Genomic DNA, 26059 nt, shown 5'->3' on the forward strand with positions numbered 1-26059 from the left:
CGGCTGTCCAGATCGAGCCGATTCGATATAGCATCGCGGCAGGGCAGTGTTACTCCGCAGGGGCGTGCGGCGCGGAGTTTTTCGCCATCCACCGGGCGGGCCGGGCAGCCGGCGGTGGCCACCGATTTCGGGCGCGGCGGGGTTGACGCCGGCTCGGCGTCACCTGCGGCGTGCTGGTCCAGTGGCGAGCGCGGTGCTCCGGTCGTCGGCCGTGCGGTCCTCCTCGGTCCCGTGCCTCGAGTCGGCAACGGACCAGCCGAAACACCGAGGAGAAGTGCACAGATGAACGACGTACCCGCTCGACCGAAGCACCGGACCAGAGGCGCCGCGAGGCTGCTCCTGGGTGGTGCCTGCGCCCTGGCGATCACCGTGTCCTCGATGGCCGTGGCGACCTTCGCCCGCGCCGACCTCCCCGGATCGCCCGGGACCACCCTGAAGGCCGCCGCCGAGCGCAGCGGCCGGTACTTCGGCGCCGCCATGGGGGCGGACCGTCTCAACGACTCGGGCTTCCTGACCATCGCGAGCCGTGAGTTCGACATGATGACGGCCGTCAACGAGATGAAGCCCGACGCGACCGAGCCCAACCCGGGCCAGTTCAACTTCGATCGCGGTGACGCGATCTACAACTGGGCCACCCAGCGCGGCATGCGGTTCCGTGGTCACACCCTGGCGTGGCACGCCCAGCAGCCGAGGTTCTGGGGGAGCCTGAGCGGCAGCGCCCTGCGGAACGCGATGATCAGCCACATCAACGGGGTCATGGCCCACTACAAGGGCAAGTTCGCGTACTGGGACGTGGTGAACGAGGCGTTCGCCGAGAACGGCAGTCGGCGGTCGTCGAACCTGCAGTCCACCGGGAACGACTGGATCGAGGTCGCGTTCCGGACCGCGCGCGCCGCCGACCCGAGCGTGAAGCTGTGCTACAACGACTACAACATCGAGAACTGGACGTACGCCAAGACGCAGGGCGTCTACAACATGATCAGGGACTTCAAGTCCCGGGGCGTGCCGGTCGACTGCGTGGGCCTGCAGACCCACTTCACCGGCGGCAGTTCGCTGCCCGGCAACTTCCAGCAGACCCTGTCCAGCTTCGCCGCCCTCGGGGTCGACGTGGCGTTGACCGAGGCCGACGTCACCAACGCCTCGACCAGCCAGTACCAGGGCCTCACCCAGGCCTGCATGAACGTCCCCCGCTGCGTTGGCATCACGACGTGGGGCATCCGGGACAGCGACTCGTGGCGCGGCAGCGAGAACCCGCTGCTCTTCGACCGCAACAGCAACCCGAAGGCGGCGTACACCGCCGTCCTCAACGCGCTCAACGCCGCCTCCACCACCGTGCCGGGAACGCCGCCGACGACCCCTCCGCCGACGACCCCTCCGCCGACCACTCCTCCGCCGACGACCCCTCCGCCGACGACCCCTCCGCCGACCACGCCTCCGCCGACCACGCCGCCGCCGGGTGCCTGTAGCGCGACGTACCGGATGGTCAACAGCTGGAACGGTGGCTACCAGGGCGAGGTCACGGTGGCCAACAACGGCTCCGCCACCCTCAGCGGCTGGACCGTACGGCTGACGCTGGCCAGCGGGCAGAGCATCGCCAATGTCTGGAATGGCATCAACACCGGCACCAGCGGAACGGTCAGCGTCCGTAACGCCGACTACAACGGGTCTCTCGGCGCGAACGCCTCGACCACCTTCGGTTTCCTGGTCAACGGCAGCAGTACTACCGCACCGAGCGGTCTCTCCTGCACCAGTTGACGCGCGACGACGCGTACCGGTCCCTCCGCGTCGGGACGCTGACCGGGCCCGGAGCCACCCGCTCCGGGCCCGGGCGCCGTCGTGGTCGGACCGGTACGCGACCGAAGTAACCGTCCTCGCGTACCGCACCTCGTCGATAGGGAGAACGACCATGCGCAGACTTCTCGCGGTGTTCAGCGCCGCCCTGCTCCTCGGCACCACAGTCGGCAGCGCTCCGGCCGGGGCATCGGGCGCGTCCCGGCCCTCGTGCCCCCGTGGCCTGCTCTTCTGTGAGGACTTCGAGCGACTGCCGACCGGCGGGGCCAGCACGGTGAACTGGGGCGTCGACACCCGCCACGGCACGCTCACCGTCGAACGTGCTCGCCGGGGCAACCAGGTGCTGCACGTCCACACGGTCGACAACGGACGTGCCTTCCTGCGCGTCGACGACTTCGCCGCGCCGGGCAACCGCTTCTACGGCCGGATGCGCCTGCGCGTCGACGCCTTCCCCACCGCCCCGGACTGGGCGCACTTCACGCTGGTCGAGGCGACCGGTAGCGGTAGCGCGGAGGTCGTGCGTCCGGTCGGTGGCCAGTACGCGCCCACCGTGCCCGGAACGTTCTGGGGCATCGGCGCCGACGGCGGTCCGACCGGCGACTGGACCAACTGGCGGGAGTCCGCCCCGGTCGTCGAGGACACCTGGCAGTGTTTCGAATGGCAGATCGACGCGGCGGACAACCGCGTCGCCGTGTGGATCGACGGCGTGGCGAACCCGGAGCTGACCGCCTCCACGAACGACCACGGCGGTAACGACGTTCCCTTCGTGCTACCGACCGTCGACACGGTGAAGATCGGCTGGCAGCTCTACCAGGGCGGCACGACGCCGGGTGAGTTCGACCTCTGGATCGACGACATCGCCCTGTCGACCAAGCGGCTCGGCTGCTGAGCTGACGCCCCCGCAGGTGCGCGAGGGCTCTCGACGCCGGTGGTCGTGATGTCAGTCGCGATCGACGTCCCGGCCGGGGTGCGGCTCTGCTGCCGTACCCCGGCCGAACTGGTCGGCTCGCCGATCTGGAGCGCGCGAGCCGTACGCCGGACCGAACACCACCAGCAGCGTCAGGTCCTCGGTCACCTCGTCGAAATGGTGCTCCTCGCCGGCCGGCACGAAGATCACCGAACCTGGGGCCACCTCGGCCGCGCCGTCCGGGGTCACGATCCGGGCCCGCCCGGCGGTGACCACGTAGATCTCATCCTCGGTGTGCGGGCTCTGATCGTCGAGACCGCCCGCCGGGATGCAGTACGTTCCCACCGACAGGTCCGGAACCCTCAGGTGTTCGATCCAGTCGTTGACGGCTCCGCCGGGTGTGGTCCACCGGCCCGCCCCTTCGATGATCTGCATTGCCGAAACCTAAGGGACGTCTCGCCGCGCCGTCACACCAGTCGGCGGCGCACCCACCAGAGCGACAGCAGGGACAGCGCGACGGTCAACGCGATCAGGAGGCCGAACTCCCGCCATTGCAGGTTCCAGAACTTCGACCCGGGCACGTAGCTCACCCTCAGGCTGAGGTTCTGTCTCTCCAGCCACCTCGGGCACGTCTCGCGGTCGTGGGGGGCCTTCGGGCCGCACTGGGTCGTGTCGGCCGGACCACTGAACTCCGCCCCGGTCGAGGTGATCGTGGTGCTCGACACGATCCAGTCGCCCCTGCGATCGGGCTCGACGTGGAGCGTCATCCGCCCCGTGTCGGGGCTCATCGAGATTCCGTACTCACCGTCCACCTCCAGAGGGCTGACCGTGGTGACCGGCTGAGCCAACCAGGGGCGTACCACGAACGGCGCGGCGACCTGGAGGCCGACCACCAGCAGCAGGGTCACCGCCATCGCGCCGAGGGTTCGCCGTAGCAGCAGCCCGGCGGCGACACCGATCACGAAGGCCAGCGTCGCGTAGCCGATCGGCACGATTCCCCGGGCCGCGAACACCAGCGGATTCATCCGGTCGGCCGAGGCCCCGTCGATCGGCTGCGCCCACTCGGTCAGCGTCAGGCTGAGCAGGCCGGCTCCGAGAGCGGCGGCGCCACCGCCGACCGCAAGCTTGACCAGCAACCAGCGACCCCGGCTGACGGACTGGCTGAAAACCATGCGGTACGTGCCGGACTCCAGCTCCCGGGCCACCAGCGGCGCGCCCCAGAAGATGCCCACCAGGGCGGGTAGCAGGTACAGCGCCCCGATGGCGGCGATGTGGAACTCGCTCGCCCATCCCGGTTGTAGCGCCCGGAGGAAGGCTTCGCCGGCGGCCAGGCAGCCGTCACCCTGGCAGCCGGTGTACCCGGTCTGCGTGGCCAGCTCTCGCACCTCCGCCCAGGTCAGCGCCAGAGTGCCCAGGAGCACCAGCAACAGGGTGCCGGTGGCCAGGGCCGGCGTCCGGAACTGCCGCCACGTCATCCAGATCATCGCTGTCCCTCCAGGACCCGATCGGGCCGGCTGCCGGTGGCTCCGCTCAGGTACGCCAGCACGATGTCCTCCAGGTCCAGCCGATCGACCTGCCACGACGGATCGACGATCGGCGCGGTGCTGCGTACCACCAGGGTCGACTGCGCCTCGGTGTGGCTCTGCTCGATCAAGGCGTGCCCCGCGCCCAGGTCGGTGGTCGCACGCCGTTGCCCGACCAGGCGGTGGTGGGTGGCGAGCAGGTCGTCCACGTCGCCCGCCACCTGGACCCGCGAGGCGACCAGCACGATCAGGTGGTCGCAGACCCGCTCCAGGTCGGCGACCAGATGCGAGGACATCACGATGCTCATGTCCTCGTCGGCGGCCAACTCCATCAACCCCCGCAGGAAGGTGCGCCGGGCGAGCGGATCGAGTGCCGCCACCGGCTCGTCGAGCAGCAGCAGACGGGGCCGCTTCGCCGCGGCGATGGTCAGGGCCAACTGGGCGCGCTGGCCGCCGGACAGTTTGCCCGCCTTCTGCGTCGGGTCCAGGCCGATCTGGGCGATCCGCCGCCCGGCGAGCCCAGCGTCCCAGGACGGGTTGAGGTGGGCGCCCATCCGGAGGTGATCCGCGACGGACAGGTTGGCATAGACCGGGGTGTCCTGGGCGACGAAACCGACCCGCGCCGACCCGCTGACCGGCCGCGTGCCGAGCACCTCGATCCGGCCCGAGGTCGGACGGAGCAACCCACAGGCCAGTTGCAGCAGAGTGGACTTGCCTGCGCCGTTGGGTCCGACCAGACCCACGACGTGACCGGACGGAATGTCCAGAGTGCAGTCCTTCAACGCGAAACGCCGGCCGTACCGCTTGCTCAGACCTTCCGCGATCAGCGCACTAGTCATGCTCGGGCCTCCGAAAAGACCCGAAAGCTGCTGAGGAAGAGCGCCTCGATGCTCTCGTCGTCCAGGCCCGCATCCCGGGCCTCGTTCAGCCAGCGCGTCAGGTCCTGCCGCAGCGGCTCGTGCTTGTCCAGCGAGTCGGCGCCCAGCGTGCGGGTGACGAACGTGCCCAGCCCGGGTCGGGCCACGACCAGGCCCTCGTACTCCAACTCGCGGTACGCCTTGGACACCGTGTTCGGGTTGATCGCGACCCGGGCCACCACCTCCTTGACGGTGGGCAACTTGTCGCCCTCGTTCAGGACCCCGAGCCGGAGCGCGTGCCGCACCTGTCGGATGAGCTGCATGTACGGCGCAACCCCGGACCGCGAGTCCAGGTGAAACTCGATCACCTCGCCACCCCATTCCACTAGTTGCCTAGCAGAATAGGGCTATGGACGGTCCCTTCGCTACCGAAGGCCCGAATCTCGCGCCGTGGAATCTCGACCGACCACCCGAGGGGTGGGAAAGGCTGCCCTTTTGATGCCGTCTCCGTCTTGATTGCTAAATCTGAGCGACTCTCCTGTTTTGCCCAGGAATCCGCCTCACTGTGAGTACGGTGAGGTCGGGCGATCATGCAGCATGCCGCAGCGGTCGAGGCGGGCCGTCATCAGTCACGTGCCGCTCGGCGGTGCTCCCGACGGGTTGCGGCCTCGGCTGGGTCGCGTCGGCAGCCACGCACATCTGCCCGCGTTCGGCATCCACTGACCAACGAGGGAGAACAGACATGCTCAGAATCTCGCTACGTCGGCCGAAGGTCATCGCCGCAGCGCTCGCCGCCGCAACTCTGGTGACGGTGCTCGGATCGAGCACCCCAAGCGTGTTCGCGGACGGCGGCGTGCAACCAACCCCCGACGAGGGGCACCGCACCAGACCGACGATCGTCCTCGTGCACGGTGCCTGGGCCGACGGCTCAAGCTGGAATGGGGAGATCCGCAGACTCCAGGCGCGCGGTTTCGACGTCCAGGTCGCGCCGCAACCCGGCCGAGGGCCGTCGATCGACAGCGGCTACCTGAAGGACTTCCTGTCCACCATCGAAGGTCCCATCGTGCTCGCCGGCCACTCGTACGGTGGCTTCGTGATCAGCGACGCCGCCACCGGCAACAAGAACGTCAAGGCGCTCGTGTTCGTGGACGCCTTCGCGCCGGACAAGGGGGAGACCGTGGAGGAGCTCACCGCGGGCTCCGGCTCGATCCTCGAGCCGGCCCTGACCGACCCCACGAGCGTCTTCCGGCTCGTGCCGTTCCCCGGTGCCCCGGAGGGCGCGGCCGACGCGTACGTCCTGCCGAAGGTGTTCATCCCCGGCTTCGCCAACGGTCTGCCCCGGCGGCAGGCGGAGGTGCTCGCCGTGACCCAGACCGCCCTGGCCACCAACGCGCTGGGCGAGCCGGCCACGGAGCCGGCGTGGAAGACGATCCCCGCGTGGGCGGTGGTCGGCACCGAGGACCTGGTCATTCCGCCGGCCCGCCAGGAGGAGATGATGAAGCGGGCGGGGGCCGACATCACCCGGATCGACGCCGGTCACCTGGGCCTGATCTCGCACCCGGACCAGGTCACCAGGGTCATTCTGGAGGCGGCCCGGACGACCGCCTGACGAGGTCTCGTGACATCGGCAGCAGTGGCCGCGTGGGCTGGACCAGCCCACGCGGCCACCTCCCGACCGGCCGTGGCATCGCGCTGTGCGGTGCCACGGCCGGCCGCCGTGTCAGTTGGTCGCCTTGGCGGCGGCCTCGATCTGGTTGGTGACCGCACCCGAGTCGGTGACCATGGACAGGTGGGGTGCGTTGATCTGGACGCTGTGCGCCTTGGCCCGCTCGGACATGACGACCTGCTCGGCGGCAGGGATGACGGCGTCCTGCTTGCCGATCACCGACCACGAGGGGATCGTCTTCCACGCCGGCGCGCCGGACTCCTCGACCAGAGCGCTGAAGGCCAGCGGACGCTGCCGGGCGGCCAGCACCGCCACGTCCTTGGCGGGAATGCTCCTGCCGGCGAACGCCGTACCGAAGACCGACGGCTTCACGTACAGGTTGACGTTGCCGGTCTCACCGGGGATCGCGACCTGGTCGAAGACGGCGGACGTGTCGCCCCCGAAGACCGAGCCCGGCACGGCCGAGGTCAGCGAGAAGACGGTGTCGTGCTGGTCCGGGATGTACGCGTCGACGTACACCAGGGCCTTGACCCGCTCGTTGCCCAGGGCGGCGTTCGTGATCACCATGCCGCCGTACGAGTGCCCGACGAGGACGATCGGCCCGGTGATGGTGTCCAGGTACGCGCGGAGACTCGCGGCGTCGTTCGCCACGCCCGACAGCAGGTTCGGCGGGGTGACCACCCGGTAGCCGTCGTGCTGGAGCTTGGCGGTCACCTTGTCCCAACTCGACCCGTCCGCCCACGCGCCGTGCACGAGCACGACTGTCGGCTTGGTCGCGGCGGGGCGCGACTGCGTGACGTGAGTCGCCGAGGCCTGCGCGGTGCCGACACCGACACCGGTCAGGGTGAGGGCACCGATGGCCACGCCTACCGAGACGAGGCGGCGCTTGAAGGACAATTTCACGGTTTCTCCTTACTGCTGCACGAAATCGAGCAGGGCGGCGTTGACCTGATCGGCGTGGGTCCAGGCAATGGCGTGCGGCCCGCCCTCGATGACGAGCAACCGGGAATCCCCGACGAAGGCGGCAACCCGCTGGCCGGTCACCCCGATGGGCAGCACACGGTCCTGGTCGCCCTGGATCACGAGCACCGGCACGTCAACCTTGGCCAGGTCCTCGCGGAAGTCGGTGAGCCAGGTGGGGATACACGCCACCGCGGCGACCGGGGACCCGGCCTCGGCCACGGCCAGACTGGCCTGGAACGCCTCGTCGCCGACCAGCGATCCGCCGTACACGTCGAGGTTGTAGAAGTTCTCCAGGAACTGCTTGAGCCACCCGTTCCGGTCGGCCCGCGCGGCCTGGATGAACCCATCGAACAACGCCTGCGGCGCGCCTTCGGGATTGTCGTCCGTCTTCAGGAGGAACGGCGGAATCGGCGACATCAGCACGGCCTTCGCGACGCGTTCGGTGCCGTAGCGACCCAGGTACCGGGCGACGTCACCGGTCCCCATCGAGTGGCCCACGAGAATGGCGTCGCGTACGTCCAGTGTCGTGAGGAGCACGTTCAGATCGCTGGCGAACGTGTCGTAGTCGTATCCACCCGCGGGCTGGCTGGAATCGCCCCAACCGCGCCGGTCGTACGTGATAACGCGGTACCCGGCGGCGAGCAGTGCGGCGACCTGCTTCTCCCAGGCCTGCCCGCTGAGCGGGTAGCCGTGGCTGAGCACGACCGGCGTGCCGGCGCCGTGGTCCTCGTAGTGGATGTCGATCGGGTTGGCTCCCTCTGAGCCAACGCTGACATGGGGCATGCGTACTCCTTGGGCTTGCGTTCCACGCTGGGAACCCTGCCGAAGGTACGGAGGTGGCGGCGTTTCGGAATCACCCGAATCACGTAGTCCCCGGCGTCGTCGGCCGCCCGAAAGACAACGAGCGATGGGCGATGCGGCGGGCCCGGCAGGAGTCGCAGGCTTGGGCCGAAAAGCGAAGCCGCCACCCCTTCGTCTCTAGGATGTCAATCGTGACCATGCCCGACCGCAGGCTCTCGGACGGGCCGCCGTCGCACTGCGAGTTCAAGGTCTTCGGCGGTATGGGCTGCCGGCGGGATGGCTCGGACGTCGATCTCGGCCCGGTCCGCCAGCGGGTCATCCTCGCCAAGCTCCTCGCGGCCGGCGGTGACGCGGTCAGCCTCGACAGCATCGTCGACAGCGTGTGGGACGACCGACCTCCGGCCAGCGCCGCCAACCAGATCCACCGGCACGTCGGGAACCTCCGCCGGATTCTGGAACCGGACCTGGACGTCCGCGAGACCGGTCGTTACCTCCTACCGGCCGGTACGGGCTACCGGCTGATCCTCGCGACCGAGGCATCCGATCTGGCCATGTATCGCGAGCTGGTCCGGCGGGCCCGCGAGGCGCTGGCGGGCGGGGATGCCGTGTCCGGCGTGCGGGCTTACCTGACCGCCCTGGAACTCGGCCGCAGCCCCGCGTTCACCGACCTGCCGACCGGGGCGTTGCGTTCGCCGGAGTTCGTGGCCATCGAACGGGAGCGCGTCGCGGTGGCGCTCGCGGCCAGCGAAGCCGCGCTGGCCCATGGCATGGCCGACGCCGCCCTGACCCCGCTGGTGAGCGTGGCCGCCGCGGCGCCGCTGGACGAGGCGCTGCAGGCGTGCCTGATGCGCGCGTACGTGGCCACCGGCCACCGGGCGGAAGCGGTGCAGGTATTCGAGCGGACGCGCCAACGTCTCGCCGAGGAACTGGGGGTGGATGCGGGGCCCGAACTGCGGGAGGCGTACCGGGAGCTGCTCGCCAGCGGCGGAAGCTCGCCGGACGAGCTGCGTCCGCTGGAGGCTCCCCGGCCCGCGCAGCTGCCGCCGCCGGTCGCGGGCTTCGTCCGACGGAACGACCTGGCCGCAGTGCTCGACGGCCTACTCTCCGACGCGTTCAGCGACGCGACGATCGTGATCACCGTACTCGGCGGTATGGGTGGCATCGGTAAGACCGCCCTCGCCGTGCACTGGGCCCACCAGATCGCCAACGAGTTTCCCGATGGTCAGTTGTTCCTCGACCTGAGGGGCCTGGACCCGGACGGACGGGTCATGTCACCGCAGGAGGCGCTCGCCACGCTGCTCGCGTCACTGGGCGAGCCGGCGGTCTCGTCACCGCAGGAGAACGTCGACGCTCAGGCGGCTCGTTATCGCAGTCGCCTCGCCGGTCGTCGCGTTCTGATCCTCCTCGACAACGCCCGCGACTCCGATCAGGTCCGTCCGCTGCTGCCGGCCTCCCGAGGCTGTCTGGTCATCGTGACCAGCCGCCACCGGATGACGAGCCTGGTCACCCGGGAGGGGGCACGTTACCTGCAGGTCGACCGGCTGACCGGGGCCGAGTCCCGGCAGCTTCTGATCAACCGTCTCGGCACCCGCCGCGCCACCATGGACCCGGCCTCGCTCGACAAGGTCATCAGCCTCTGTGCCGGGCTGCCGCTCGCACTGGCGATCGTCGCCGCCCGCGTGGCGCTCAATCCGGCCCTGCCATTGAGCGCTGTCGTCAGCGCCGTCTCGGCCCCGTCAGCCAGACTCGACGCGTTGTCCAGCGCGGACCCGTCAGACGATGTCCGGTCGGTGTTCTCGTGGTCGTACCGCGCTCTCGATCCATCGGCAGCGCAGGTGTTCCGCGCTCTCGCCGTCCACCCGGGTCCGGGGGTCTCGCTGGAGTCGATGGCGAGCGTCGCCGGGGTCAGTCGGACGAGGGCGCGCACGCTGCTCACGGAACTGGTGACCGCGAACCTGCTCGACGAGGCGCAGTCCGGGCGGTACTTCCTGCATGACCTGCTGCGGGCCTACGCGGGTGAGCTTCTCGACGAGGATCGAGAGCGACCGGAGTACGAGCGGCGTCTCGTCATGCACTACCTGCACTCGGCCCGGGCCGCGTACGCGAGACACCACCGGCAGCCGGTCGGCACCGCCACCGGGACGCCACCGGACGTCACGCCCGAGTCGTTCGACAGCGTGTCCCAGGCTGCCGCCTGGTACGCACGGGAACGGCCAGCGCTGTGGGCGACGATCGAGCTGGCCCTCGCCCACGGCCTGGCGCGCGATGCGGCGGCAATGGTCCTCGCGGCCTCGGCGCCGGGCAGCAACTCCATCCCCGCGGGCCGGACACCGACCGTCCTCGCGATCCTCGACCTGGCCGGCGCGCTCGGCGAGCCGCTGATGGAGGCCGAGCTTCTTCGTACCATCGGTGAGGTCTTCGCCCCGCTGCCACCGGCCGACGAATACCTCCGTCGAGCCCTGTCCATCTTCGCCGGCGCCGGCGACCTCGCCGGGCAGGCCGACGTCCTGCGAAACCTGGCCGTGCTCTCGTCGGCGCGTGGCGACCACGACGCCGCCAACGCGTACGGCGAACGCTCGGTGGCTCTCACTCGGCAGACGGAGCGTCAGGAACCGCTCGCCGTCTCGCTGCTGACACTCGCGAGAGCGCGGCTCGGTTCGGGTCGGTTCGACGACGGCGTACGGATCGCGGACGAGGGGTTGGCCATCGCGATGGTGCAGCACCTTGATCACCTGAACGTCCGCTACGCGCAACTCCTCGCGGAATCGTCCTGGAAACTCGGTCAGCTTGAGCGAGCGGTGACGATCTCGGAGTGGGGATTGGCCGAAGGCGTCAGTGAGTCGAACGGTCCCCGCTGCGCCGTCGCGGCGATCCTCGCGCGTGCCGCGTTCGACCTGGGCGACCAGGCGCGCGCGGTACAGGGCTGCCAGCGGTTCGAGGGCCTGATCGCCGACAACGGCTTCCGGGAACTCATCGAGTTCGCCGGCATCGAGGACGCCGAGACGTACCGAACCATGGTCGCGTACGTCCGGGCCCGGCTGAGTCTGATGAGCGACGCGTCGTGAGCGGCTAGGGCGCGAGCACTCAGTTTGCACTCGTCGCGCACAGCGGTGCGTTCGGATGGTCGTCGAGACCCCGAACCCGCGCCCGAGGAGCACCATGCACTGCCCCCCAGCCGACTCTTCCCGCGTTCATCCGGGTGCGGCACTGACCCCCCGACAGGAACAGATCGCCCTGCTGGTGGCGGCCGGCTCCACCAACATCGAGATCGCGAGACACCTGGTCATCAGCCCCCACACCGTCAAACACCATCTGCGCGGAGTGTTCCACCGGCTGAACGTCGCATCCCGCCGCGAACTGCGCGGGAGGTTGAGCCACCGCACGACCGATCGCTTCGCCCAGAGCCGTCGCCTGACCAGTCAGGAGCGCGACATCGCTCGCCGGGTCTCGGACGGCGCGTCCAACCGGGAGGTGGCGGCACAACTGTTCATCAGCCCGAGCACGGTGGACTATCACCTCCGCAAGATCTTTCGCAAACTCGACATCACCTCACGCCGAGAACTGGCCGATCGCCCTCGTCTCTGACGCTCCCCGGTCTGCGCGTCGGCACGCGGTTCGCGTGTCGCGGGACCCGAGTCAGCGCTGGTCCCAGTGTCCGACGTTCGCTCCCCATCCGGACGGCGCTGCCAGACGAAGCTCGTCTCGACTCAGCACCCCCAGATCGGCCGCTCGCCCCTTGACGACCCGCGTGTCGAAGGTGAACTGCACGCTGGTGCCGTCCGCGAAGGAGACCGTGACGTGGGTGTCGGGCCCGGCCGGGTGGTTGTCCAGCCATTGCACATGGACGACCTCGGCCGTCAGCGTGCCGTCCGGACACCAACGCGAATCCCTCGAGGCCACCCTGGGCGACATCCGGGTGGAACCGTCCGCGCAGCTCCGCCCGCCGCTGCTCGCGCCAGCGCCGTCGTGGGTCGATGTCCGCCATGCAGCGCATTCTGCAACGGGCGTCAGCACCGCGGAACCCGGTGTACGAGCATCCGGCGGCTACTCGTTCGGCCGTTCGATCGGACCCGAACGACACGCGCCGCCCGGGACAGAACCCGGGCGGCGCGTCTCTGACAGGTGGTGGGCGATGCCCTAGGTGCGCGTGCTCCACTGCTGGTTGGCGCCGCCGTGGCAGGCCCAGAGGTGCAGCTGTGTCCCGTTGGCCGTGCCGGAACTGACGGCGTCCAGGCAGAGCCCCGACTGCGCGGAGGTGATGGTGCCGTTGGAGTTGACGTTCCACTGCTGGTTCGACTGGCCGTTGCAGTCCCAGATGATGACCGCGGTGCCGTTGCTGCTGCCGCTGCCGCTGGCGTCCAGGCACTTGTTGCCGTAGACGGTCAGCGTGCGGTTGGCGGTCCGGGTCCAACGCTGGTTGGCGCCACCGTGGCAGTCCCAGAGCTGCGGGCGCGCGCCGTTGGCCGTGCTGGAGTTGGGGACGTCGACGCACCTGCCGGACTGGCTGCCGACGATCAGCACGCTCTGCTGGCTGGGTGGCGGGGTCGTCGGCGGGGGAGTCGTCGGCGGGGGAGTGGTGGGCGGCGCGCCGCCGCCGAACTGCGCGAAGAAGTTCCACACCTCCTGCTTGACCCAGCTCCGCGCGCCGCTCTCGCAGCCCGCACACCCGTCCACCGGGCCCTGCTGGTGTCCGCCGTCGAACGCGGCCCAGAGCACCGGATATCCGGGCTGGCAGGAGTAGGCGGTGGTGATGTGGGTCCGGCTGCCGGCCGCGGGCTCGGGCGGGTTCTGCGCGGCGCATCCGTTGTTGCGGACGAACCTGTCACGCAACGCCCGGCCGTTCGCGATGTTGTCGTTGATGCCGTGGATCCCCAGGTACGCCACGGGTTGGGTGCCGCCGCTGCATCCGCTGATCGCTCCCGGGGCCGCGATGGCCGCGACCGCGCGGAACACCGTCGGCCGGGAACACGCCAGCGAGTAGCTCATCGCTCCGCCGTAGCTGAACCCGACGGAGAAGAGTTGCGTCGTGTCGACGCAGAGGGCGTTCTCGATCACGCGGACCATGTCGTCGGTGAAGGTGACGTCCTCACCGTTGGCGTTGCCCCAGCCGTTGTTGAGTCCCTGCGGGGCGACGAAGATCGTGGTGTTGTTCGCCTGGGAGAGCATGCCGTAGTAGGCCCACGGCGCGCCGTCGGTGCCGCCCGACGCGACCTGGCTGGCGGTGCCGCCCAACCAGTGGAAACCGAAGGCCAGCCGGTGGGCGTAGGTGTTGTTGTAGCTGTCGGGTAGCCGAAGGATGAAGCTCCGGCTCTTCCCGCCGCTCTGGATGGTGTGGGTGCCGCTGTTCAAGCCCGGCGCCTTGCCGCAGCCGGCGGTGCTGGCCGCGGCTGCCGGAGTGACGCTGGTGACGATGTAGGTTCCGACGGCGATCAGGACCAGGACCGCCATGGCTGCCCCGATCCAGGGGGCGGACAGTCTGCGAAGTGGCACAGTTGAATCTCCTTGTGCGAAAAGGAACGTCGGCCTGCCGCACGACGCCTCGTCTGTTCGGTACGAGGTGATCCACGCGCGGCGCGGGACGTGCCCATGACGAGGGCCGGCTGGACGCCACCGGTCCTGCGGCCCGTGCGGGACCGGATGGTCGTCGAATCGTCGGTGGCCCACAACGTTCGCCCGAACACCACGCGCCCGGCCGTCGGAGGATGCCGGAGCACCAGATCCGAGGGTCGAACCGATTCGACTCGACGCTAGATCACGCAATTAGGGGTGTCAATGTCTTGGGCGGCGACGACCGAGACGAGACAGACCTGGGCGACCGCTGCCAGTGTGCGGGGACGGGCTGCGCGTCAGCGGATGCCGATGCTCTGGTGCTCGGGTTCGATGACGGCGACGACGCGTTCGTCGTCGCGCGGGTACGTCCCGTCGGTGTACTTGGCGACGATGCGGTCGATGATCGACCACGCGGCGTCGCCGTCGAGCCAGTTGACGACACGGCCGCGTACGACAATCGGAGTGAACGGATCGTCGGCCGGCGCGATGGACAACGCCAGGCGCGGGTCGCGGCGCAGGTTGCGCGCTTTGCGCTTGCCGGGCCCGGTGAATATGACGATGTGTTCGCCGTGCGTTCCGACGTAGACAGGGGTGGCGTGCGGTGCGCCGTCCGGCAGGACGGTGGCAAGGTGGGCGATCGGTGACCCGTCGAGCACACGGCGGATGTCGAGACGCAGCACGGTGGTCCCTCCGGTGGTGTGGTGGTTATCGGGCGTGATGGGCACGCCAGCTGATGTAGTCGGCGACGGCGGCCGTGAGGTCGAACGCCGGTTCGAAGCCGGTGTCGGTGGTGAGGCGGGAGATGTCGAGGTAGGGATCGCGCCCCGGTCCGCCACTGCGACCGTCGAGCACGTCGAGCACGTCGAGCCGCGCGTCCGGAATGGCCGCGCGTACGGCGTCGATCAGCTGCCCGTTGGTGAAGGGCTGTCCGCTCGAGATGTTGTAGATCTCGTGGCCGAGGGCGTCTGCCGTGATGAGCAGGGCGATTGCGCGTCCAGCGTCGGGGGCGTAGCAGAAGTCGCCCCCGTCGTGGGCGTGCAGGGCGGTGGGGCGTTCCCCGCGTAGCACGGAGCTGATGTAGGGCGGGACCGCGTTGAAGGGAGTGGCCGGGTCCATGAGCGGTCCCCAGGTGCTGCCGATGCGGAGCACGAGCGCCTGAATCCCGGTGTCCCGCAGCGCATTCGTGGTGAGCGGTTCGACAGCCTTCTTGAAGGCGATGATCGGGTGCGGTACGGCCACCGCGGGTAGGGGCAGGTCTTCGTGCCAAGTGATCGCACTGCTGCCCAGGTAGGAGCCGAGACTGCCGGCGACGGCGAAACGCCGCACGCGCCAGCTGCGTGCGGCGTCGAGCATGGTGAGCAGCCCGGCGGTGTCGGCCCGGAAGTACGCGACTCGATCCTCGCCGGGGATGCTGCCGGCCAGGTGGACGATGTCGGTGATCCGGTACCGGTCGCCGAGGGTGGACACCGCGGCGGCGTCGGTGACGTCGAGTTGTTCGACGATGACGTCGTCGGGCAGGAACGACGGGCGCTCGGTTCGCCGGTGGGCGGTCGCGACGACGGTGTGCCCGAGGTCCGTCAGGGCGCGCGCGGTCTGGGCGCCGATCATGCCGAGGCCGCCCGTCACGAGGATCACCGGACCACCTCGTAGTGCAGGTGGGTCACGGCCGGCGCGGCGACGGCCTCGATCAGGCGGAGTTCGACGGGTGCGGACAGGGCCTGGAAGTACGGCCGGCCGGCGCCCAGCAGCACCGGCCGCTGGTGCAGGATCAGCTCGTCGACCAGACCCGCGGCCAGCGCGGCGGTGGTCACTCCGCCCCCCATGAGGGCCACGTCCTTGTCGCCGGCCAGGCGGCGGGCCGTGTCGACGGCCTCCTCGATGCCACTGGTCACCAGAATCTGGCGCGGATGCTCGGCGGGCAGCGATCGGTGGCTGAGCACCACGAGCGGCGCGTCGGGGTGAGGGGTGCCGCCGCTGTCCCAGCCGGAGTCGTCGTAGGTGTTGCGCCCGGCCAGGCTCGCTCCCACCCTGGCCGCGGCCGTGTCGAACACGCGGGCGCTGGGAGCGCTCAGCCGGAAACCGTCGAACACCGCGCTCGGTGTGTCGCCGTCGAAATACCAGTCGAACAGCATGCCGCCGTCACCGAGGCCGCGTCGGGGTCCCGGGTCACGACCGGTGATGTATCCGTCGACCGAGACCGACAGGGCTGCGAGGACCTTGCTCATGTATCGCCTCTCACTCGTCGCGGGACCGGGTAGGTGCCGGCCTGCCACGGAGGGGGACGTTATCGAGCGACGCGCTTACCGGTCTTGAACGAATCGCGCACCGTCACGTGGTCTGCGTCTCCACCGACCTGGACTTTCTCGGGCGATCGAGCCGCGAGGAACGGCGCGTACGACGCGGTGTGGTCGTGCCCGCACGAGCACCGGTCGACCTGTGCGCCGAGCAGTCCGGCCGGCGTCAGCCCGCTGAGACGCCGCACCTCTCGACTCAGGTGGGCCTGATCCGCGTACCCCGCATCGACCGCGAGTCCCACCATTCCGTCGGCCCCGCGTCGTCCGGCCGCCATGGTGCCCGACTGCGCCAACGCCAGGAAACCCTGGAACCGCAGCGTCCGCTGCAACGACTTCGGACCCGTTCCCACCGCCCACACACAGCGGCGACGGAACTGGCTGACCGACAGTCCGAGGTGGTCGGCGACGACGCCGATCTCACGCAGCGCCCAGGGCATGAGCATGCGTACCGCCGCGCGAACGAGGGGATCCCCGCCGGCGGTCCGCGTGCGGCGCAGCAGGAATTCCTGCAGGACGAGCAGCCCCGCCCGAGGTGTGACGGCGGTGGCAATGGCCTCGCCGAGCCGGTCCACCCACCGGTGACCGAGCTCGTCCAGCGCGACCTGCCGGTCGAGCAGGTCCCCGACGCCACCAGGTATCAGAACGGGTGCCCCCGGATGGAATCGGACGCCCAGCAGGATCGTCGACGCGGGGATCACCTCGACCCGGGGTCCGGTCAACGGGCCGAGCAGGCGTGGCTCTCCGCCGAGCGGCCAGTGCAGCTCCGCGCCACCGGTGGGCAGGTGCCGCTGCAGGTAGGGCGCCGTCCCGGTGGTCTGCACCCACACGGTCCGAAGGTGGTCGACCAGCCCTGGCAGCGGGGCAAGCTCAACGTAGGACTCGCCTGCGCTCACGCGCGGACCTGATCCCCGTCGGACGCGATGGCCCCCTGCACCGCGTCCGCGGCTGCTCGACGCCCGCCCGCCGCCCGCACCGTCGCCGATGCGGTACGCAGGCGCTCACGGATCGTCGGATCGTGCGGGAGGTCGCGGATCCGGGCCTCGACGTCGCTGCTCGGACCAGCACCGTTCGACAGGTTCACCCCGAGACCGAGAGCCTCGACCCGTGCCGCGACGACGTGCTGTTCGCTGGTACGCGGCGCGCAGACCATCGGAACGCCGAACCAGAGGGACTCCATGACACTGCCCATCCCGGCGTGCGTGACGAACAGGTCGGCCTGCGCCAACGCGGCGAGCTGGTCGACGTGCTCGTGGGCTTCGACCCGGTCGGGCAGCGTCCCGAGAGCGGCGATCGGGAGCCCGCCGGTGGACACGAGCACCCGGCGGTTGGGCGCCGCGGCGGCCGCCGCTCGGATCAGTGGCCGTAGCGCCTCGGGCTCGGCCGCCGCGGTGCCCGCGCTCACGTACACGAGGCGCTCGCGCACTGCCGGTCCGGTGCCGAGCCGCGAGCGCAGGCACGGTCCGACGAAGTGGTGGTCCGGGCCGAAGCCCTCTCCGTTGCACTGAAACCACCGCGGGAGGAACGCGATCGATCGCCGCTCGCGTGCCTCGGCCAGGTCGCGTACGGTGCCGCGCTCCAGTCCCCAGCGCGCGGAGAACTGGTCGAGCTGGTCCTGCAACGGGGCGAAGGCGGGATGTGCGGGGTCCAGGACGCTCGCCTGCCCGGTGGCCGCGGCCAAGGACCACGCCGGCCCCTGTGCGAAGGACGGAAACATCGCCACCGCCGGCCGGTTCAGCAACTGCGCCAGCGCGCGGCCGGCCGGATGCGCGGCCCGATCGTAGAGCAGGACGTCGGGGACGTCGCCGCGCAGGACGGGGATGATCTGGGGGACGACGGCGGCTGCTTCCGCCAGGAGCACGAACGGGAGCCAGACCGCGAAATCAGCCGGCGGCACCGTCGACGACGGGCGCGTGACAAGCGTGGACTCGTACGTCACGACGTGCGCGCCGGCACGTCGCGCGGCGGGTGCGGCGCCGTCCGGGGCGAAACAGGTGACCCGGTGCCCGCGGGCCCGCAACTCCTCGATGACGTCGAGGACGGGCAGCAGGTGACCAGTGGCCCCGACGGCGAGGACGGCGACGTGCGCACTGGCCTTCGTGCTCATGCGCGCAGCCCGTGCCGGGCGGTGTACCAGAAGAACCAGGACAGCAGGCCGGCGAGCATGACGACGTACTGCACGTTGGTGACCGTCGCGACCGCGTCGAGGTCGATCACTGACGCGATGGCGACGCGGACCACGGCGTCCAGCATCAGCACGACGCCGACCACCACGCTCACCAGGCGCAGGCGGCGCCGGAAGACGGGATCGTCGGTCCAGCGCCGCTGCCACGCCGCAGCGCCAGCATCACCGACCTTCGCGGTGGCGATGGCCGTGCCGAGGTGGAGCATGAACGGCCGCTTCATGGCCAGCGACAGCAGCACCCAGGCGCCGAGCAGGCCGGTGAGCCAGCCGTCCTTGATGTACAGCAGCCGCGCGTCCCCGGTGACCACGCTCAGCGCGCCCCCCGCCAGGAAGAGGCTGACGACGACGAGGCCCGCGACGTCGATCCGCCGGCTGCGGGCGGCGACCAGGGCGGCGTTCGCCGCGGGGACCGCCCCCGCGGCCAGGGTGGCGGCCAGCACGCCGGCGCCCAGGGCGCGAAGCGCGTAGTAGACGAGCAGGGGCAGGACCACGTCGACGACGATTCGTCCGACCAGAGCGCGGCGGGCGCGCTCGCTCGTACGCCCGGCGGCAGTCGGCGTCGGCTGGGTGTCGTTCCTGACCGGCCTCACCGAAGCACCTCCCCGCGATCCCTCGTGGCCGGCTCGGCGGCGATCGCGCGGTCGAAGAGCGCGCACAACTCCTCCGCGTAGGCGGCCAGGTCCAATCCGCCACCGCTGGCGAACCGCTCGACGGCGGCGTCGACGGCGGCGCGGACCGTCACCGCCATCACCACCGGATCGAACGTGCGCAGTTCCCCGGACTCCTGGCCGGCGACGAAGAGGTGCGCCAGCAGCATCACGGGTACGTCCTCGCGAGCATCCGCATCCGCCGTGTCCCTGGGCAGGTTGCGGACGATCTCGACGGCCGCGCGGGCGTACGCCGGTCGTTCGCCCAGAAAGCGGAAGTTCGAGCGTAGGTACGCGGCGAGCTTGCCACGTGCCGTCGACTCAGCCTCGATCGCCGGGACCATGACCTGTTGCGCCCGGTCGACGATGTGGCGCAACGCCGCGGCGACCAACTCCTGCTTGGTGTCGTAGTGGTACGTGATGAGCCGGGTGCTGCTGAGTCGCGCCGTCTCGACGATCCGCGCGAACGTCGCCCCCGCGTAGCCGTGCTCGGCCAGCAGCTCGACGAACGCCTCCAGAATCTGCGTCTTTCGATCGACCTCCGGTGTTATCTGCATAGATAAAAGTTCAGCAGAAGGCCGGCTTCCCGTCAAGGGCGTAGGGATCGCCGCAGCGCGTGCGGAAACGGCAGAGCCTCCCCGGCGACGTCGCCGGGGAGGCTCTGACCAGTGCGCGGCTATCTCTTCAGGCGCGGATCCTCCTGCACCTTCAGGGCGTTGAGGATCGGATCGCCCTCGCCCTTCTCCCGGGTGAACTGGATTGTCAGATCGCCACCGGGGTGCTCGACCGTGACCGTGTTCGCATCGACGGTCAGCGCGCCCACCTTCGCCTGCACGTCGTGGTCGTACAGCACGACCTTGCCGTCGGCGAGCACGTCGAAGGCGCGCTTGCCGGCCTTGACCTTCTCGAGCTCCGCGAAGTCGAGGCCGATCCGGTACGTGCCGGCGGGGGCGTTCTTGAACACGTAGCTGAACGTGTCGCCGGTCCGCTGGGTGCGGAACAGCGCGTCGTCCGTCGTACCGGCGATGTCGGCCTTGGTGGTGTGCGCCTTACCGCCCACGTAGCCCCACTGCCGCGAGCCGAGCGCCTGGTCGGGCGCCCAGAAGAAGCCCGAGGCGTCGACGTACCCGGACCCGCCCGCGTCGACGCCCTTCCAGTAGGCCGACGTCGCCAGGCGGACCGGCTTGAGCTGGCTCTCACCCTTGCCGGCGTTGGACGCCACGAGCACGTCCCCGACGAGTACGCCGGGCTTGATGCCGGCGTTGTCGGCCGTCACCGTGACCGTGGTCGACGTGCCGGCCGCGAGCGTGACCGGGCCGGTCGCGGCCGGGCCCGTGAGGGTCAGCCACGGCAGGTCGGCGGCCTCGTGCCCACCGTCGTCGGTCCGCTTCTGCTCGCTGACCCGCACCTGAAGCGGCGCGGAACCGGTGTTGGTGACGGTCACGTCGGCCGTCGCCTGCTGGCCCTTGTCGAGGAGCCAGTCGAGGTCAGTTGCGGCGACGGTGGCGATGCCCGTGGTCAGCGCCGTGTCGACCACCTCGGCCTGGTCCTTCTTGGCGATGGTCACCGGGTGGCTGGCGGTGACGTAGTTCGGCGCCTCCACCTGCACCGTGTTTCCGCCGACCAGCGCCTGGGCCTTCCACCGGCCCTTCACGTCGGTGGTGATGACCCGTTCACCGGCCGGCCCCTTGAGCGTGACGATCGCGCCCTCGATCGGCTTGCCGTCGTTCCTGTCGGTGACCGTGCCCTCGATCGTGCCCGCGGCCGGGAGCGTGTACTCCAGGCCCAGGCCGGCCTTCAGGACGGGCTGGTTGAAGGAGTACTGGCCCGCGGGGTTGCGGTTCAGGCTCTCCACGCCGACCGTCGCCGACGAACCCTTGGTGAGGGGGTTGTCGCCGCCGACGCCCTCGCCGTACCCGATCTGGATCCGTCCGTCGGCGATCAGGGTGACCGAGAAGCTCACCCGGGCGCTCGGGTCAGCGAAGAAGGTGACGTTGCGCCATTCGATGACCTGCGCCGCCACTCCGTCCACCTCGGTCGTGCCGAAGTAGATACCCGCCTCGTCGTCGACGACGAGGTCGTCCCAGAACGGGTAGATCGCGTCAATCGGGTACGGCGACGGCAGCGCCGTGTTGCTGCCCGACGTGGCGGCGCGGTCGAAGACGAGCGTGCCGTTCGTCGTGACGCACACGCCGTCCCAGGCCGTGTCGTAGAACGGCTGCAGGTAGTCGGAGCTGAACCACAACGGGCCACAGAGGTCGTCGCCCAGCCACCCGGACTCCTGGGTGCCCTGGCGGTAGAGCCCCTCGGTCACCTTCATCGAGTACGAGCGACCGGCGGGGGCCACCGGTACCGGGCCGGGGTCCGGCTGTTCGGGCTGGGGATCCGGCTCCGCCGCGTCCGCCCGCGGGTCGAGCGTCACCCGCAGCGCGGCGATGCTCGGGGCCTTCAGGCCCTTCGAGCCCCGCAGTTCCACCGTCAGCGGACCGCCGTCGTGCTGCACGACCGCGGTACGCCAGTCGGCGGTGTTCGGTCCCACGGCGGCGGCCGGGTCGTACGCGTAGTTCGTCAGCGTCCCGTCCACGAGGACGTCGAACACCCGCTTGCCCTTCGGCGCCTTCTCGATCTCGGCGAAGCCGAAGTCGATCGCGTAGGTGCCCTTGGGCGCGTCCGGGAAGCGGTAGAACAACTGCTTCTCCGGCGTGCTGCGCTGCGACTGGAACAGGAGGTCGTCCGTCGTGCCGGCGATCGGGGCCTTCGTGGAGGTGACCTTCGTCTTGCCCTCGTAGCCCCACGACTTCTTGCTCGCCGGCTGGTCGGCGGACCAGGTGTAGCCGGTGCCGTCGGTGAGCTTCGCGCCGCCGGCGTTGACGCCGACCTGGTACTTCGTGGTCGTGAGCGTCACCGGCACGTACGTCTTGGACTGGCGTCCGGAGTCGGACCGCACGACGATGTTCGCGCCGAGAACACCCGGCTTGGCGTCCTTCGACGAGATCGAGACCTGGACGGTCGTCGACTGACCCGGCGCGAGGGTGCCGCCGGTCGAGGAGAGCGACAGCCACGGCAGGTCGGTGAGCAGGTCGTCCTCGACGTCGACGAGGACGACGTCGTCGGCGATCTGGTCCGCCGCCCACAGCGCGCCGGTGGAGTCGGTCTCGAGGCCACCGCCCTGGCCCACCTTCTGGCCCGGGAACCACCACGCGTTCACCAGCGAGCAGTCGTCGGGGTCGACCTGCAACAGCCGGGTGGGCCGGTTCGAGGTGAGGTCGGTGTACCAGATGGTGTCGGACGCCTGGTTGTAGGCCAGGCCCATCACCTCGGGCAGCGGCGGCGTGCAGAAGGACAGCAGCGCGCCCGGGTTGTCGTGCGAGGTGCCGGCGACCGTCCCGATCATGCCGTTCGCCCGGCCACCGACGTAGAACACGTCCCGGGCCGGGTTGTAGGCGAGGCCGGTGAGCTGGAGCGTGGACCAGTCACCCTTGATCTGCCGCGTCTCCTTGCCGGTCTCCCGGCTGAAGCAGTGGATGTAGCTGGCCGGGCTGTCCTCCATCTGGCACATGTCACCGGTCTTGGTGTCGAGCGCCATGTCGAAGGCCCGGTACGCGGGGTTCCACGACGCGTCGAAGACCTTCGCCGTCTTCTTGCCGGTCACCGTGTAGGCGGTGTTGGTCCGCGCGTTGTAGTCGTGGACCCAGACGTCGCCGTCGTACCCGATGCCGGAGGGCTCCTTCTCGGCGATCGTGCCGGGAATGGCGATCCGGGTGATGACGTCTCCGCCGGAGGTCGCGCCGACCCTGGCTGCCGCCTGGGCCTCCGCGAGGCTCGGCGTGGCGGGCTTGCCGTCGACGTTTGACGGCTTCATGCCGCTCGCACCGGCCTTCCAGCCGGCGAGGTCGATCGTGCTTGCCGCGCCCACGCCGGTACGCGCGGTGGCGCCGGTGGCGTCGAGCTCGGGGTGCCGCGCGGCCTCGCCCAGGTCGTACGTGAGCGGGGCGGAGCCGGTGTTGGTCAGCCTCAGCGAGCCGACGCCGTTCTGGTCGGTACCCAACAGCGTCTCGAGGCCGTCGGCCTTCAGACCGGCGACACCCGTGGTCAGACGCGCGTCGATCTTGGCCTGCGCGTAGAGCTTGTCGAGCGAGAACGGGTACGACCCGGTCGTGTAGTTCGGCGCCTCGACCGTCATGGTGTAGTCGCCCAGCGGAAGCTGGCGGTGCACGAGACCGGTTCCGTTGGTCGTGACGGCCTCGACGAGCCCGTCCTTGGTGCTGAAGGAGACCTTGGCGCCGGCCACCGGCAACCCGTCGTTCTTGTCCACGACGGTCGCGTCGAGGTACCCGAAGTCCGGCAGGTCGTAGGTGACGATCATCCCGTCGCGCAGCACCGGGGCGTGATCGGAGAACCGGATGCCGTCGACGCCGGCCCAGCCCTGGATGCCGGTGACGGCGTTCGCGCCGGCGGTCACCGGGTCGTCGGTTCCGACGCCGTCGCCGTACCCGAAGATCATCGTGCCCGAGCGGGTGAAGGTGGCCGAGAAGTTGACCGGTTCGGTGTACTCCGACCGGGTCGGGTAGGCCCAGATTTTGGTGTTGCGGTACTCGACGACGAACGCGTCCTCACCGTTGACCTTGGTGGCGGCCGTGAAGACACCGCCGCCGGGGGCGAACTCGGCGGGGCTCTCCATGTAGAACGGGAAGGCGCCCGCGCCGCCGTAGCCGGGACCGGTGCTGCCGTCCGGGGCGATCACGCCACGCAGGCCGACGCCGAGGGTGTCGTGGCTGCCGTTGTACAGCGCGATCGGGAACGGCAGCTTCACCGTCGCCCACACACCGCTGCCGAAGGTGACCTGCTCGGTGCCGCGCAGGTACTCGCCCTCGGTGACGGCGCAGCTGTAGCCGCCCTTGTCGACGACGAGCCCGACCGGGATCTCGGGCGACTCGTTCTGTGCTCCCACGGTCAGCGGGAGCGTCTTCGGCGAGAAGCAGGAGTTGGGCGTGACGGCCAGCTTGTACGCGCCCTCGGGGACACCGGTGATCGTGAACGCGCCGTTGGCGTCCGTGCGTACCGGCTTCAGCGGCGTGTCCCGGATCGCGACGTCCGCGTTCGGCACGGGCCGCTTCCTGTCGTCCACGACCCGGCCGCCGATGTCGTGCTTCGCGGCGGCCGTGAGCGGCAGCGTGACGGAGGTGTCCTGGCCGAGGGTGACAGCGACGGTGGCGGTCGCGGTCAGGTACCCGAACACCCTGGTGGTGAGCTGGTAGTCGCCGACCGGCAGGTTCGTCGTGAAGCGGCCGTCCTTGTCGGTGCCGATCGACCGGCTGAACGGCCCGCTGATCGTCACCTCGGCGGCGGGGACCGGGGCGCCGTTGGCGGTCACGACACCGGTGAGGGTGCCACCCTTGCGGGGCGCGAGCTTGAGTAGGCGGACGAGGTCGAGCCGGCCCTCGCCGTACTTGTTGTTGAGCTCGGCGGTGCCGCCGCACTCGGTGTCGTCGACGTCGGTCGCCGACTCGGCGAGCAGGCGACGGGTCTCGTCGACCTGCCCGATCAGGGTCGGGTCGTAGCTCCAGAGCGCCGCGACCGCGCCGGCGACGTGCGGTGCCGCCATCGACGTACCGGCCATCTCGACGTAGCTGTTGTTCGGATAGGACGAGCGGACGTTGACACCCGGCGCGGAGATCTCGGGCTTGATCCGACCGCCCTCACCCGCGCCCTTGCGGGAGAACGCCGCGAGCGTGCCGTCCTCCGAGTAGGCGCCGACGGAGTAGGCGGTCGCCGCCGAGCCCGGCGAGGAGACCGTGTCACAGGCCGCGTACGGCACGGTGTTGCCCGACGACCAGGTGCTGAAGATGCCTGCGGCGGTCCAGGCCTCGTCGATGGCCTGGAAGAAGTCGTCGAAGTTGTGTTCGACGTCCTGGCCCCACGAGTTGTTGACGACGTGCGGGCGCTTGGACGGGTCGGGGTTGTTGCCCTCAAGGTCGGTCGGGGCGAGCAGCCACCAGCCGGAGCGCAGCAGCGACTCGACACCGGTCCTCTCGCAGCAGCCGTTCGTCGCGATCCACTGCGCGTCCGGGGCGACGCCGACGTGGTCGGTGCCGTCGACGCCGACCATGGTGCCCATGGTGTGCGTGCCGTGTCCGTTGTCGTCGCACGGCGCGGCCGAGCACGATCCCCGGGTGGCCATCCAGTTGTAGTTGTGGTCGACGGTGCCGTCCGGCTTCGCGCCACGGTACTGACGCGACAGGGCGGGGTGGTCGAACTGGACGCCCGAGTCGAGGTTGGAGACGGTGATACCCGCGCCGGTGGCGCCCATGGCCCACGCCTGCGGGGCGTGGATGGCCTCGAGACCCCACGTGACGGTGTCGTCCGCGCCGGCCTTCGGGGCCGCGGGTCGGGCCGCCTGGTCAGCGGGGAGCTTCTGCTCCACGGGCTGTACCAGGGCGACCTGCGGCGTGGCGTGGATCTCGGCGACCTGCACCCGCGCGGCCACGTCGAGAGCGAGCTTCTCGGTGCCGCCCTTGACGAGTACGGCGTTGGCGATCGGGTAGGGGGTGTACTTGACCCCGGCCCGGTCGAGTTCGGTGGAGACGGAGGCCAGGGAGCTCTTCGACGCCGTGGCCAGTGCGTCGTAGACGAACTGACCACGGGCCGTCCAGTCGGCGATCTTCTTCGCCGGCCCGAGGTCGGGCTTCGTGTCGAACGTGATCCAGAAGTCGGAGGCCGGCTGCGTGCGGAAGCGGTCCTTCAGGGTCGGCGCGATCTTCCTGGCCGCCGTGCCGGGATCCGGCTCGGCGGCGGACGCCGGTATCGGCTGGAGCATGCTCAGGCCGACCGCTGCGGCCAGCGTTGCCGCGAGGGCTTTGAATCTCATCGGGGTCCTT

The 26059-nt window shown here is 70.1% G+C and carries 21 protein-coding genes; 5 read left to right on the forward strand and 16 right to left on the reverse strand.

Features of this window, described 5'->3' with window-relative positions:
* Window positions 1-282 precede the first annotated feature (282 nt).
* The gene (locus tag AB0I89_RS13340) at window positions 283-1755 is read left to right on the forward strand and encodes an endo-1,4-beta-xylanase (protein WP_357125029.1); all 1473 of its coding nucleotides are present in this window, start codon (window positions 283-285) and stop codon (window positions 1753-1755) included.
* 151 nt (window positions 1756-1906) lie between these two features.
* Window positions 1907-2680: a hypothetical protein gene (locus AB0I89_RS13345; RefSeq protein WP_357125033.1), complete on the forward strand. Its 774-nt coding sequence runs from the start codon at window positions 1907-1909 to the stop codon at window positions 2678-2680.
* 51 nt (window positions 2681-2731) lie between these two features.
* On the opposite strand, the gene AB0I89_RS13350 is transcribed toward AB0I89_RS13345, so the two are convergent.
* From AB0I89_RS13350 to AB0I89_RS13365, 4 genes are read right to left on the reverse strand one after another with little or no spacing between them, the layout of a single operon-like run.
* Entirely contained in the window at window positions 2732-3133 is a 402-nt protein-coding gene (locus tag AB0I89_RS13350) for a cupin domain-containing protein (protein WP_357125036.1), read from the reverse strand.
* Window positions 3134-3165: 32 nt separating this feature from the next.
* A complete protein-coding gene (locus AB0I89_RS13355) occupies window positions 3166-4182 on the reverse strand; it encodes a hypothetical protein (protein ID WP_357125039.1) in 1017 nt (338 codons plus the stop codon).
* Window positions 4179-5060, reverse strand: a complete 882-nt coding sequence (locus AB0I89_RS13360) for an ABC transporter ATP-binding protein (RefSeq protein ID WP_357125044.1) — start codon at window positions 5058-5060, stop codon at window positions 4179-4181. Before AB0I89_RS13360 ends, AB0I89_RS13355 begins: the two co-directional genes overlap by 4 nt.
* Window positions 5057-5446 (reverse strand): GntR family transcriptional regulator, encoded by a 390-nt coding sequence (locus tag AB0I89_RS13365; protein ID WP_355047873.1) that lies wholly within the window; start codon window positions 5444-5446, stop codon window positions 5057-5059. Before AB0I89_RS13365 ends, AB0I89_RS13360 begins: the two co-directional genes overlap by 4 nt.
* Before the next feature lie 374 nt (window positions 5447-5820).
* Here AB0I89_RS13365 and AB0I89_RS13370 point away from each other — a divergent pair, with 374 nt between their 5' ends.
* A complete protein-coding gene (locus AB0I89_RS13370; protein ID WP_357125048.1) occupies window positions 5821-6687 on the forward strand; it encodes an alpha/beta hydrolase in 867 nt (288 codons plus the stop codon).
* Window positions 6688-6798: 111 nt separating this feature from the next.
* On the opposite strand, the gene AB0I89_RS13375 is transcribed toward AB0I89_RS13370, so the two are convergent.
* Both AB0I89_RS13375 and AB0I89_RS13380 read right to left on the reverse strand, forming a co-directional pair.
* Window positions 6799-7647, reverse strand: coding sequence for an alpha/beta hydrolase (locus AB0I89_RS13375; RefSeq protein ID WP_357125051.1), 849 nt, complete (start codon window positions 7645-7647; stop codon window positions 6799-6801).
* A gap of 9 nt (window positions 7648-7656) precedes the next feature.
* Entirely contained in the window at window positions 7657-8490 is an 834-nt protein-coding gene (locus tag AB0I89_RS13380; protein WP_357125055.1) for an alpha/beta hydrolase, read from the reverse strand.
* A 215-nt stretch (window positions 8491-8705) separates the two neighbouring features.
* Here AB0I89_RS13380 and AB0I89_RS13385 point away from each other — a divergent pair, with 215 nt between their 5' ends.
* Together AB0I89_RS13385 and AB0I89_RS13390 are read left to right on the forward strand one after the other, a co-directional pair.
* Window positions 8706-11573, forward strand: a complete 2868-nt coding sequence (locus tag AB0I89_RS13385) for a BTAD domain-containing putative transcriptional regulator (RefSeq protein ID WP_357125700.1) — start codon at window positions 8706-8708, stop codon at window positions 11571-11573.
* A gap of 55 nt (window positions 11574-11628) precedes the next feature.
* Window positions 11629-12093: a helix-turn-helix transcriptional regulator gene (locus AB0I89_RS13390; protein WP_357125058.1), complete on the forward strand. Its 465-nt coding sequence runs from the start codon at window positions 11629-11631 to the stop codon at window positions 12091-12093.
* Between the two features lie 51 nt (window positions 12094-12144).
* Here AB0I89_RS13390 and AB0I89_RS13395 read toward each other — a convergent pair whose 3' ends face one another.
* The 10 genes from AB0I89_RS13395 to AB0I89_RS13440 form a co-directional block, all read right to left on the reverse strand.
* Window positions 12145-12420, reverse strand: a complete 276-nt coding sequence (locus AB0I89_RS13395; protein WP_357125061.1) for a hypothetical protein — start codon at window positions 12418-12420, stop codon at window positions 12145-12147.
* A 225-nt stretch (window positions 12421-12645) separates the two neighbouring features.
* Window positions 12646-13998, reverse strand: a complete 1353-nt coding sequence (locus AB0I89_RS13400) for an RICIN domain-containing protein (RefSeq protein WP_357125064.1) — start codon at window positions 13996-13998, stop codon at window positions 12646-12648.
* A gap of 356 nt (window positions 13999-14354) precedes the next feature.
* A complete protein-coding gene (locus AB0I89_RS13405; protein ID WP_357125067.1) occupies window positions 14355-14783 on the reverse strand; it encodes a PPOX class F420-dependent oxidoreductase in 429 nt (142 codons plus the stop codon).
* Complete coding sequence (locus AB0I89_RS13410) at window positions 14764-15693, reverse strand: NAD(P)-dependent oxidoreductase (protein WP_357125070.1); 930 nt, start codon at window positions 15691-15693, stop codon at window positions 14764-14766. The genes AB0I89_RS13405 and AB0I89_RS13410 overlap by 20 nt, the downstream gene beginning before the upstream one ends.
* On the reverse strand, window positions 15690-16283 hold the full coding sequence (locus AB0I89_RS13415) for a dihydrofolate reductase family protein (protein ID WP_357125073.1): 594 nt from the start codon (window positions 16281-16283) through the stop codon (window positions 15690-15692). Before AB0I89_RS13415 ends, AB0I89_RS13410 begins: the two co-directional genes overlap by 4 nt.
* A gap of 59 nt (window positions 16284-16342) precedes the next feature.
* Window positions 16343-17245, reverse strand: coding sequence for a helix-turn-helix domain-containing protein (locus AB0I89_RS13420; protein WP_357125076.1), 903 nt, complete (start codon window positions 17243-17245; stop codon window positions 16343-16345).
* Window positions 17242-18456, reverse strand: a complete 1215-nt coding sequence (locus tag AB0I89_RS13425; protein WP_357125079.1) for a nucleotide disphospho-sugar-binding domain-containing protein — start codon at window positions 18454-18456, stop codon at window positions 17242-17244. Before AB0I89_RS13425 ends, AB0I89_RS13420 begins: the two co-directional genes overlap by 4 nt.
* On the reverse strand, window positions 18453-19124 hold the full coding sequence (locus tag AB0I89_RS13430) for a VC0807 family protein (RefSeq protein ID WP_357125082.1): 672 nt from the start codon (window positions 19122-19124) through the stop codon (window positions 18453-18455). Before AB0I89_RS13430 ends, AB0I89_RS13425 begins: the two co-directional genes overlap by 4 nt.
* Window positions 19121-19738 (reverse strand): TetR/AcrR family transcriptional regulator, encoded by a 618-nt coding sequence (locus AB0I89_RS13435; protein WP_357125085.1) that lies wholly within the window; start codon window positions 19736-19738, stop codon window positions 19121-19123. The genes AB0I89_RS13430 and AB0I89_RS13435 overlap by 4 nt, the downstream gene beginning before the upstream one ends.
* A gap of 119 nt (window positions 19739-19857) precedes the next feature.
* Window positions 19858-26049 carry a S8 family serine peptidase gene (locus AB0I89_RS13440; RefSeq protein ID WP_357125088.1) on the reverse strand — a complete coding sequence of 2064 codons (6192 nt, stop codon included), beginning with the start codon at window positions 26047-26049 and terminating at the stop codon, window positions 19858-19860.
* Between the last annotated feature and the right edge of the window lie 10 nt (window positions 26050-26059).

The organism is Micromonospora sp. NPDC049801 (assembly GCF_040656575.1).
GTDB lineage: Bacteria > Actinomycetota > Actinomycetes > Mycobacteriales > Micromonosporaceae > Micromonospora.